General features: G+C 64.8%; 9 protein-coding genes and 1 tRNA gene. 8 read left to right on the forward strand and 2 right to left on the reverse strand.

Annotated elements, in window-relative coordinates; translation table 11 throughout:
• The first annotated feature begins 91 nt into the window (after nucleotides 1-91).
• The 3 genes from ACNO8S_RS15670 to ACNO8S_RS15680 all read left to right on the forward strand — a co-directional run bounded on the left by ACNO8S_RS15670 (nucleotide 92) and on the right by ACNO8S_RS15680 (nucleotide 1,989).
• Nucleotides 92-940, forward strand: a complete 849-nt coding sequence (locus ACNO8S_RS15670) for an HNH endonuclease (RefSeq protein WP_050007187.1) — start codon at nucleotides 92-94, stop codon at nucleotides 938-940.
• Between the two features lie 43 nt (nucleotides 941-983).
• Nucleotides 984-1,262, forward strand: a complete 279-nt coding sequence (locus ACNO8S_RS15675) for a hypothetical protein (protein WP_014039070.1) — start codon at nucleotides 984-986, stop codon at nucleotides 1,260-1,262.
• Between the two features lie 82 nt (nucleotides 1,263-1,344).
• Nucleotides 1,345-1,989: a phosphoribosyltransferase gene (locus ACNO8S_RS15680; RefSeq protein ID WP_420182257.1), complete on the forward strand. Its 645-nt coding sequence runs from the start codon at nucleotides 1,345-1,347 to the stop codon at nucleotides 1,987-1,989.
• Nucleotides 1,990-1,992: 3 nt separating this feature from the next.
• On the opposite strand, the gene ACNO8S_RS15685 is transcribed toward ACNO8S_RS15680, so the two are convergent.
• Entirely contained in the window at nucleotides 1,993-3,198 is a 1,206-nt protein-coding gene (locus ACNO8S_RS15685) for a CBS domain-containing protein (protein ID WP_420182258.1), read from the reverse strand.
• 101 nt (nucleotides 3,199-3,299) lie between these two features.
• On the opposite strand from ACNO8S_RS15685, the gene ACNO8S_RS15690 reads away from it, so the two are divergent.
• The 3 genes from ACNO8S_RS15690 (at nucleotide 3,300) to ACNO8S_RS15700 (ending at nucleotide 8,254) form a co-directional block, all read left to right on the forward strand.
• A complete protein-coding gene (locus ACNO8S_RS15690; protein WP_420182259.1) occupies nucleotides 3,300-3,665 on the forward strand; it encodes a cupin domain-containing protein in 366 nt (121 codons plus the stop codon).
• Between the two features lie 286 nt (nucleotides 3,666-3,951).
• Nucleotides 3,952-5,997, forward strand: coding sequence for a DEAD/DEAH box helicase (locus tag ACNO8S_RS15695; RefSeq protein ID WP_146417696.1), 2,046 nt, complete (start codon nucleotides 3,952-3,954; stop codon nucleotides 5,995-5,997).
• Between the two features lie 79 nt (nucleotides 5,998-6,076).
• Nucleotides 6,077-8,254, forward strand: coding sequence for a hypothetical protein (locus ACNO8S_RS15700; RefSeq protein WP_420182260.1), 2,178 nt, complete (start codon nucleotides 6,077-6,079; stop codon nucleotides 8,252-8,254).
• A 36-nt stretch (nucleotides 8,255-8,290) separates the two neighbouring features.
• Here the strand turns inward: ACNO8S_RS15700 and ACNO8S_RS15705 are convergent, their stop codons facing one another.
• A complete protein-coding gene (locus ACNO8S_RS15705) occupies nucleotides 8,291-8,464 on the reverse strand; it encodes a hypothetical protein (protein WP_014039076.1) in 174 nt (57 codons plus the stop codon).
• 142 nt (nucleotides 8,465-8,606) lie between these two features.
• Here ACNO8S_RS15705 and ACNO8S_RS15710 point away from each other — a divergent pair, with 142 nt between their 5' ends.
• Together ACNO8S_RS15710 and ACNO8S_RS15715 are read left to right on the forward strand one after the other, a co-directional pair.
• Nucleotides 8,607-10,481 carry an SLC13 family permease gene (locus ACNO8S_RS15710; protein WP_014039077.1) on the forward strand — a complete coding sequence of 625 codons (1,875 nt, stop codon included), beginning with the start codon at nucleotides 8,607-8,609 and terminating at the stop codon, nucleotides 10,479-10,481.
• A 55-nt stretch (nucleotides 10,482-10,536) separates the two neighbouring features.
• Nucleotides 10,537-10,609, forward strand: a tRNA-Pro gene (locus tag ACNO8S_RS15715).
• Nucleotides 10,610-10,659: the final 50 nt, after the last annotated feature.

Genomic DNA, 10,659 nt, shown 5'->3' on the forward strand with positions numbered 1-10,659 from the left:
CGTTTATTCCGATACTTTCAGTATATCGTTGGTTTTCACTTTTATTCCCGTCTCCGTTTATTTATAATATGTCAGGAGATAATACCTTCTGATGACAAGTCACGACTGCCCCTCCTGTGACCGGACGTTTGACTCTCAACGTGGCCTCGGCGTTCACCATAGCAGTGCTCACGGTGAACGCCTGCCAAACAGGGAGTGTGACCGCTGTTCGGATAGATTCTACTCTGAATACGAGAAACGGTACTGCTCTGACGAATGCCGCGACGCCGCAGTCTCCTTTTCAGGGGCCGACAACCCGAACTATTCCAGCGCGAAGGAGGAGACGACCTGTGACAACTGCGGCACGAGTTTCGAGTACTACCCCTCGGAAAAGGAGGGGTGTTATTGCCCGGACTGTGTCGAGAACGCCGAGTGGCGGCACACGCGACAGATTTCCGGGGCCGACAACCCGAACTGGAATGGCGGGACGCTCAGCTTCGATTGTTCTGTCTGTGACAGCCCCGTAGAGCGATATCCGAGCGATGTGACCGGCGAAGTCGTCCTCTGCAGCCGTGACTGCCACGCGGAGTGGCTTTCGGCGGCGTTCACCGGTGACGGGCATCCGAACTGGCGCGGCGGTGGTGTCGGCGAGTACGGACCGGGATGGCGGTCGGTGCGCGAGCAGGCCCTGGCGCGAGACGACCACGCTTGCGTGCTGTGTGGCACTGCTGCCGAGGAACTGGGACGGAACCCGGATGTGCATCACATCGTGCCGGTTCGGTTGTTCGCCGCGATGCCAGCGCTCGCCGTCCGAGACGCACACACGCTGGACAACGTCGTCTCGCTGTGTCCGGGCTGTCACCGTCGAGCCGAGTTCGGTCACGTTTCGCGGGCGGAGTTGCGTTGGCGGGCCGGTATCCCTCGAATAGATACCCCCGTCGCAGGCGGCGCGATGGCGTAACTGGACCGGAATCTACACAATCAGTCCCGCCGCCAGTACGCGTATGTCACCAACTGTCGACGAACTGCGGAACGAGATCCGCGAGGCTGTCGGGCGGTACGAACGCCCGGTCTCGACTGCTTTCACCAAGGAAGCTCTGGCGGCCATCTGCGAAGCTGTCGGGTACGATATCGACACGGACCGACTGCCGTCGAAGCCGCAGATGCGGGCGGGGATTCTCTGGACAATCGGCGAGCGCGAGGACGACGACCCGGCGGACGCGGAACAGCCCTTCCGGAAGGGAGAACTCGAAGCGATTGCCGCGGCGCTGTCCGACGAGTAACGGTGCCCTTCGGCTGGTGCGAGGTTTCCAGTTGACCGTCAGAATGCGGAGCTATTTGCTTCCCGACAGCGAATTAACCAGTATGGCACGCAACCGCTCCCCGACGTTCGAGAACAGGCAAACTGCCGGTCGACGGCTGGGAGAGGCGTTGCGCGAGCGAGATATCGCGGTCGACATCGTCCTCGCGATACCGCGCGGTGGGCTGCCAGTGGGCCGCCCCGTCGCCGACGCGCTCGAGGTCCCGCTGGACATCGCGGTCGCAAAGAAGATCGGCGCACCGAACAATCCCGAGTACGCTATCGGCGCTGTCGCCGCCGACGGGTCGGTCTGGCTCAACACCGATGTCATCGAGCGACGAGAGGTTCCCCGCGACTACGTTGCAAGCACACGAGCGGAAATGGCGGACGCCGCCCGACAGAAAGCCCAGCGCTACCGCGACTCGGAGTCGTCGCCGCTCACAGGCAAGCGGGTGTGTCTCGTCGACGACGGCGTGGCGACGGGCGCGACGGCGCGGGCCTGCATCGAGCAGATTCGACAGGCCGGTCCCGAGCGACTCGTGCTTGCGGTGCCGGTCGCTTCGCCGCGGGCGATTTCGGACCTCGAAGCGCTGGTCGACGAAGTGGTCTGTCTGGAAGTCCCGTCGGCGTTCCGCGCTGTCGGCCAGTACTACGAGCAGTTCGACCAGGTTTCCGACGAGGACGCGATGTCGTATCTCGACGGCGAGTGACCGTTACCGCTCTATCCCTGATTCCGGCCGGACAGTCTCGGTCTCCGTCTCACCGATGGGGGTAAAGTCGCCGCTGGACTTGATAATCGAGAGCGCTGTCATGATGTCTGTCCGGGTGAGTAACCCCTCGAAGGAGTCGTCCTCGTCAGTGACGAGCAGGCGGCCGACGGAGTTCTGCTGGAGCGAGGTCAGCGCGTCCATCACGTCGGTGTCCGAGCTGATCGTGATGATCTCCGTCGTCATCACGTCACCGACGGTGTAGGCCTCGCGCTCGACCTCCTGGACGGCGCGGGCGTCTTCGAGCGTGACGAGGCCGACGACCTCGCCGCCGCGCTCGACCGGATAGCCGGTGTGACGCTCCTTGAACATCGTCTGGATGAGCTCCCGGACGGACATGCCTTCGGGGACCGTCGTTACGTGGTCCGCCGGCGTCATCACGTCCGCGACGGTGACGCCCTCGAACGCGGCCCGCATCGAGGTCTGGCGCGATTCGCCCGCCGCACCGATGTAGATGAAGAATGCGAGGCCGGCGAGGAAGATATTTCCGAGGACGAAGATGCCAAACAGGCCGAGGAAGACGGCGAACACCTTCCCGACTTCGGCGGCGATGGTTGTGGCTCTGGCGTAGGACCGTCGGCGGGCCAGCAGCGCGCGCAGGACGCGGCCGCCGTCCATCGGGAAGCCGGGGAGCATATTGAACGCCGCCAGTGCGATGTTCATCAGCGCCAGATAGCCGAGGATGAACCGTGCCGATTCGACGATGGTCCCCACACCGCTCGGGAGAAGCTGGAACGCGACGAAACAGACAGCGCCGATGGCGATGCTGACGATGGGGCCGGCGATGGCGATGACCAGCTCCTGTTTCCAGTCTTCGGGCATCTCGCTGAGCTGGGCGATGCCGCCGAACAGCCAGAGCGTGATGGAGTCGATAGGGAAGCCATAGCGGATGGCCACGAGGGAGTGGCCGAGTTCGTGGAGGACGACGCCGGTGAACAGGCCGACGGCCGCACCGATGCCGAGCACCCAGACGAGTGCGCCGTCGGTGAGGACGGCCACGTCCAGCCCGGCGTTCAGCGTCCCGTTCAACAGCTCGGTCGTCTGTTCGATCTGTGTCCCGATAATCCAGGCGAACAGCGGTAGCACGAGGAGAAATGTCAGGTCCAACTGGATCGGGATTCCGAACGCGCTTCCGATACGAAACCGGCGCATACCCGTCGTTTGTCGGGGGACGGTCTTAAGCCCCCTTGGCGGGACTGCCACGGTTACCGACGCCGGCACGCCTTTTGCAACGCACCTGCGATGGACCACACATGAGCGACCCACTGATTCGCTGCGCGGACGACATCGAGTACGAACCCGTCGACGCCGCCGACGGGCTGGAAAAGGGTGTTCTCATCGGCGAGGGTAACGGCGGCGGGAACCTCGCACTCCGTCGCTTCACGCTCGCCCCCGGCGGCAGCGTGCCGAAACACACCAACGAAATCGAACACGAGCAGTACGTCCTTTCCGGACGGTACACCGTCGGCATCGAAGGCGAGGAGCACGCAGTCGAGGCTGGTGACAGCCTCCACATCCCCGCCGGCGCTGTCCACTGGTACCGCAACGACGGCGACGAATCGGGCACGTTCCTCTGTGCGGTTCCCGCCGGCGACGACGAAATCAAACTGCAAGGGTGACCCGGAGCAACAGTTCACTTCTCCCCGTACTTGGAACAGTGCGGGCCAGACTGCCCTACCCGTCGCTCGTTGGACAAGCCATGCTGGGTGGGACTGAAAGGGGCGGTCGGCTACGCGAACCCCGACGACGCAAGCACTGTACCGAGCGAAGCGAGGGAAGCGCACAGCGAGGCGCGGGAGCGTAGCCGACCGGGGCTTTCCGGCTGTTTAAATCAACTGTCACAGCACCAGTAACACCCACAGCTAGTCCGAACCGCTCAAGTAGCGCAGTCGCCACTAGATAATTGTGTCACAGCAGGCCGCACAGGTAGAGACGCTGTTCCTCCACGAACACGGCGAGGAGTTCCGCGTCGCCGCCCACCGGGACGGCGAGCGGCTCTTCCACGGCATCCTCGAACTCAAGGAGACCGACGCCGGCCCCCGCCCGCGTCGGCTCCGCGTCAAGGACGGAACCAGCGAGGAGCTTCGCTCGCCCGACCAGTTCGTCGACCTCGCCCGCCGTGCGGCCCGCATTCGTATTTCCGAGCAGACTGCTCCGCGTGCACGCGAGCGAATCCGCGAGATGCTCGACGCGTACCAGATCGAGGCCAAGGTCGTCCGGACCTGTCGGCTGTGTGCCTCCGACGGGCGCTACTCGCCGATTACCAGCGAGACGGCTATCGAGACTGACGACGAGACCATCTGCCCGGAGTGCGCTCGCCAGCAGCTCGACCGAGAACTCGCCTACAAAGGAAACATCGGCGGCGACGCTCGCGACCGGCTCGAAGAGCTCCTGCTCGAGGTACAGGACCTCGACCGCGTGACGAACCTCCTGTCGGGCCAACTGGACCCGGACCTGACGAAGTTCGACGAGATTTCGGCGACCGTCGACGAGGTCGACCCCGTTCGCGTTGATTCGCTGGACCTCCATCCCGGGATGCAGGAGCATCTCGAATCCCGGTTCGACACGCTCCTGCCGGTCCAGAGCCTCGCCGTCGAGCACGGGGCCACGGAGGGCCGCGACCAGCTAGTCGTGAGCGCGACGGCGACGGGGAAGACGCTCATCGGCGAGATGGCCGGCATCGACCGCGTCCTGAACAACAAGGGCACGATGCTGTTTCTCGTCCCGCTGGTCGCGCTTGCAAACCAGAAATACGAGCAGTTTCAGGACCGCTACGGCGACATGGTCGACGTGTCGCTGCGCGTGGGCGCGAGCCGCATCGCCGACGAGGGCGGACGCTTCGACCCCGAAGCCGATGTCATCGTCGGGACCTACGAGGGAATCGACCACGCGCTCCGGACCGGCAAGGACCTCGGGACGGTCGGGACCGTCGTCATCGACGAGGTGCATACGCTCGGCGAGGACGAGCGAGGCCACCGCCTCGACGGCCTGATTTCCAGACTCAAATACTACTGCGAGTCCGGCGGCGCACCCGACAGCGGCGATACGCAGTGGATTTACCTCTCGGCGACGGTCGGCAACCCCGGCCAGCTGGCCGACCAGCTCCGGGCGACGCTCATCGAGTTCGAGGAGCGGCCGGTCCCCATCGAACGCCACGTCACGTTCGCCGACGGCCGCGAGAAGATCGAGACGGAGAAGAAGCTCGTCAAGCGAGCCTTCGACAACAAGTCGAGCAAGGGGTACCGCGGCCAGACCATCATCTTCACGAACTCCCGACGCCGGTGTCACCAGATTTCACGCAAACTGGAGTACAGCTCCGCGCCGTACCACGCCGGGCTGGACAACCGGAAGCGCCAGCGGGTCGAGCGGCAGTTCGCCGACCAGGAGTTGGCGGCGGTCGTGACGACGGCGGCGCTGGCGGCGGGGGTCGACTTCCCGGCCTCGCAGGTCATCTTCGACTCGCTTGCGATGGGTATCGAGTGGCTCACCGTTCAGGAGTTCAGCCAGATGCTCGGCCGGGCTGGTCGCCCGGACTACCACGACAAGGGCACCGTCTACATGCTGGTCGAGCCGGACTGTTCGTACCACAACAGCATGGAGATGACCGAGGACGAGGTGGCGTTCAAGCTCCTGAAAGGCGAGATGGAGCCGGTCATCACCCGCTACGACGAGGGCGCGGCCGTCGAGGAGACGCTGGCGAACGTCACCGTCGCCGGCAAGCAGGCCAAGCGGCTCAACGACCGGATGGTCGGCGAGGTCCCGACCAAGCACGCGCTCGGGAAGCTACTGGAGTACGAATTTATCGACGGGCTCTCACCGACGCCGCTCGGCCGAGCCGTGACCCGGCACTTCCTCGCGCCCGACGAGTCGTTCCAGCTGCTCGACGGCATCCGAAAGGGACAGCACCCCTACGAGATCGTCGCCGACATGGAACTGCGCGACGAGCACTGAGCCGCGTTCGTTCCGCAGACCTGTCGGCCGAGTATCCTTTCGGCGTACATTCTTGTAGCGGCACGTACTTCCGGTGTCCATGGGCCTGTTCGATACGATCCGTCGCGCCGTCGGTGGCGATGACTCGTCGACCGACGGGGACGAGCGGGCGGCCGGGGGCGACCCGCCGTCCGACGATGGGCCGGACCTTCTGGATACAGCGACGCTCGACCCGACGACGTTCCGGGAGTACGCCGAGCACGTCGTCGACGGCGCGGACCCGCTGACCTTCGACCCCGACGCGCTTGCCCGCCTCGATACGGCTATCGAGGAGAGCTACGACGGCAAAACCGTCGGCGACGCCGCGAGTGTGACGACCTACACCGAGAACACGGTTCGGTTCGGAAGCTACCTCGGCGAACTCCTCGTGCGGGCGTACGACGGCAAGTGGGTCCAGTCAGACGGTCGATGGGGCGTCGCTGTCGCCGGCCCGGACGATGAGGTGGGTGTCGCGGTGTTCGACGTGGCCGCTCGCTCGTTCGCCGACAAACCGGTGTTTGCGGCCGTCGTGACGCGTCTGGAATCCGACCTGGAACTGGATAGCATACAGAGTACCGACGACGGAGGTCTGACAGAGCCGGGCGCGGACGAAATCGACGCCGACAGTGTCGTCTCCGAGCCGACACGGATCGTCCGTCGAGTTGACGACGGACAGGCGGACGAACGCGACGGACCGCCCGAACCGACGGCAACAGATGAGCGAAGTGAGGCAACTGCCGGCGACACCGCTGCTACCGATTCGTCCCAGGCCATCGAAACAGAGCCGACCCGAATCGTCCGGCGGGTCGAATCCGAGTCGGAAGGCGAAGACCGGCCGGACGACACCGACCCCACACCAGCCGTCAGTGAGGCCGCTGACGAGCCAGAGAACGAGCCACCGTGGGGCAGTGACGACGCCGACGGTTCGACCGCTGACATCGGCGAGGACGCAGAGCCCGAGACGACCGAGTCAGCGTCAGACGATGCCGGCAGCGAGCCGTCGGCCGCTAAAACCACCGAGGAGGGGTCGACTATCGACTCAAGCGATGCGGAGCCGGCCACCGAACCCGCTGCCGAGCAATCGGCTGTTGATACTGCCGATGAGCAACCAACGGCCGAAACACCGGCAGCGGACTCGACCTTCGACGCCGCTGAAGACGGACCGACTGCTGACACGACTGATGCTGTCGAGACGACGGCCGATGCCGATGATACCGCTGATATGGCCACTGCCGACGAAGCGGCCGCGTACATCGACGAAGCGGAACCGGCAGCCGACAGTGCTACAGCGGACCCCTCGGACGAAGCGCCGGCGGCCGAGACACTTCCCGAAGACTCGGCTATCGACACTCGCGACGAGGACCGAACTGTCGACGCGCCCGCGGGAGCAGCAACCGACACATCTGCTGACGAAGCAGTGACCGATACAGCCGACGACGGAGCGGCCGGGACATCGATAGACGACGAATCAAAGCCCGATATCTCGCCGGATGCGTCGTCAGACGTCGCTACAGACGCGGAGGCGGTTTCCGAAACCACGGGTGACGAGTCGCCTGCAGACACCGCTGACGCCGCGGGGGTCGATGACCCGCCGGCAGCCGTTGCGGAATCCGACGCCGTGGAACAGTCCGATGATCGTCCCGACACATCGGCTTCTGTCGGGGATGTCAAGACGTCTGATGCCACTGAGACTGCACCGTCACAGAGCGCGGCCGCTGACGAGACGGCTGAGACAGCGGCCCCCGACGAGGGTGAGACAGCCGCTCCTACTGATGCCGATTCAACCGCTGGCTCGGCGGCCCGCGCGTGGGAGCCCGGAACAGTCCGCGCAGAACACGCCGACACCGCCGTCGAGTTCGCCGACTTCTGGGGCGAACACGACCTCGATTTCTCGCCGGCCTCGCTTTCGCGACTCGACGATCTGGTCGACGCGGAGTGGGACGACGAGCGATTCGCCGAGACGACGTTCGGGAGCGACGACTCCTTCGACGACCGCGCGTTCACCAGTGTCGTGCGGGAACTCGGCGGCTACTTCGGCGAAGTACTCGTCCGGCAACTCGACGGCAAGTGGACCGACGAGACGGACCACGAAGCGGCCGTCGTCGTCGGCGGACCGGGCGGGCAGTTCGCCATCCCCGTCTTCGAGGTCGCGATAACCTCGCTCAGAAAACAGGCGGTGTTCGGCCGGAGCTACGACGCCCTGCTCGAAGACCTGGGTCGTGACGGGCCGACGCGGTGAGCGACGCGACACCGGCCAGGCGGTTTCTCGCTGTTGCTAGTCAGAGATGGGTATGACTGACGTGCTCCCGCATTCGGGACACTCGTCGTGGTCCGTGTAGAGGAGCGTATCACACTCGATACACCGGTGGGTGGCTTCGTCGTCGGACGCGTTCCCGACCTCCTGTTTCAGCTCCTCGACTTTTCGACCGAGATCGTTGAAAAGGCTCATTGCCACTCCTTCGGCCCGGACAGGGATAAACGTCGGCTGCCTGGTCAGGGTGTGAGCGGACGCCACCGCACGCAAACGACCCATGCTTTTGTCACTGGCGGCGCAGGGGCCAGACGTGTCGCTGCCACCTGTTACGCCGGGGATGTTGTTCGTCTTCGCGGTTATCGTCGCTGCGCTGGTGCTGTTTGCGACGGAGGCGCTGCCAGTCGACGTGACTGCTATCGCCGTCATGGTCGCGCTGATGCTGGCCGAACCGGTGACGGTGCTCGCGACCGACCTCGGGTTGCTTGCCGAGCCGGTGTACGTGTTACACCAGGCCGGTGACGGGATTTCGCCGCTGGACCGCGGGCTCTCTGGCTTCGCCTCGACGGCGACCATAACGGTGCTGGCGATGTTCATCCTCTCCGACGGCGTCCAGCGGACCGGCATCGTCCAGATTCTCGGCGCGAAAATCGCCTCGCTGACCGGGGACAGCGAAACGAGACAGCTCAGTGCGACCGTCGGGCTGGTCGCGCCTATCTCCGGGTTCATCAACAACACCGCCGCCGTCGCCATCCTCCTGCCGATGGTCACCGACATCGCGCACAAGGGCAAGCTCTCGCCGTCGAAACTGCTGCTGCCGCTGTCCTACGCCTCGATGTTCGGCGGGATGCTGACCCTCATCGGCACCTCGACGAACATCCTCGCCTCGCAGCTCTCGGCGGAACTGCTCGGCCGCCCGTTCAGCATGTTCGAGTTCACCCAGCTCGGCATCATCGTGACCATCGTCGGGACGATCTACCTGCTCACCGTCGGTCGCTATCTGGTCCCGTCGCGTATCCCAGCCGAGGAGGACCTCACCGAGGAGTTCGAGATGGGTGAGTACCTCACCGAGGTCGTCGTCCGCGAGGACTCCCCGCTCATCGGTCAGACCGTCGAGGAGGCCCTCAGGGTATCTGAGTTCGACGTGGACATCGTCCAGCTGGTCCGCGAGAAACGAACGTTCCTCGAACCCTTCGGCCAGAAAACGATTCGGGCCGGCGACGTCTTCGCGATTCGGACGGGCCGGGACACGCTCGTCGACCTCCTCGACGTCGAAGGGCTGGACGTGATTCCCGAAGTCGAGGTCGGTGAGGCAGAACTGGAGGCCGCAAACGAGCGAAAGAACCTCGTCGAGGTCGTCGTCGCTCCCGGCTCCTCGCTCATCGGTGAGACGCTCGTCTCCACGAGCTTCCGCCAGCGCTACGACGCAACCGTGCTGGCACTTCGCCACGGCCAGGAGCTGTACCGCCAGCGGATGGACCACGTCAAACTCCGCATCGGCGATACGCTGCTGGTGCAGGCCACCCCCGACAGCATCGACCGCCTCAACCGCAACAACGACTTCATCGTCGCCCAGGAGGTCGAACGGCCGGACTTCCGCCGGTCGAAGATTCCCGTCGCGGTCGGCATCGTCGCCGCCGTCGTCGGCGTCGCCGCGTTGACTCCGATTCACATCGTCATCTCGGCGCTGGGCGGCGCGCTCGCGATGGTCCTCACCGGCTGTCTCCGCCCGTCGGAACTGTACGACGCCGTCCAGTGGGATGTCGTCTTCCTGCTTGCCGGCGTCATCCCGCTGGGTGTCGCCCTGCAGGAGACCGGCGGCGCTGACCTGCTCGCGGAGCTGTTCGTCATGGGTGCCGGCAGCGTCCTCACCGCCGGGGGCGGCCTCGCCGTCGTCCTCGGGCTGATGTATCTCGTCACGGCGCTGTTGACGAACATCATCTCGAACAACGCCTCCGTCGTGCTGATGATTCCGGTCGCTATCGAAACGGCCCAGCAACTGAATGCCAACGCCTTCGCGTTCGTCCTCGCCGTCACCTTCGCCGCCTCGACGGCCTTTATGACGCCGGTCGGGTACCAGACGAACCTCCTCGTCTACGGTCCCGGTGGATACCGCTTCACTGACTACCTCCGCGTCGGAGCGCCGCTACAGGCCGTCTTCGCCGTCGTGACCACGCTCGGCATCGCGTACTTCTGGGGCCTCGCTCCCGCGTGACACAGCGGCCTCGCAACGAAACCCTTTACTCGCTGTCCGGTCGAGATGTTGATGCGGGATCGTGGGGTAGCTTGGTAACCTTCGGGCCTTGGGTGCCCGCGCCCCTAGTTCAAATCTGGGCGATCCCATCCCTACCACACTCGAAGTGGCCCTTTTGCCGCTTCTACTGTCGTTCCTT

The sequence above is a fragment of the Haloarcula sp. KBTZ06 genome (assembly GCF_048595605.1).
In the GTDB taxonomy this organism is placed as follows: domain Archaea; phylum Halobacteriota; class Halobacteria; order Halobacteriales; family Haloarculaceae; genus Haloarcula; species Haloarcula hispanica.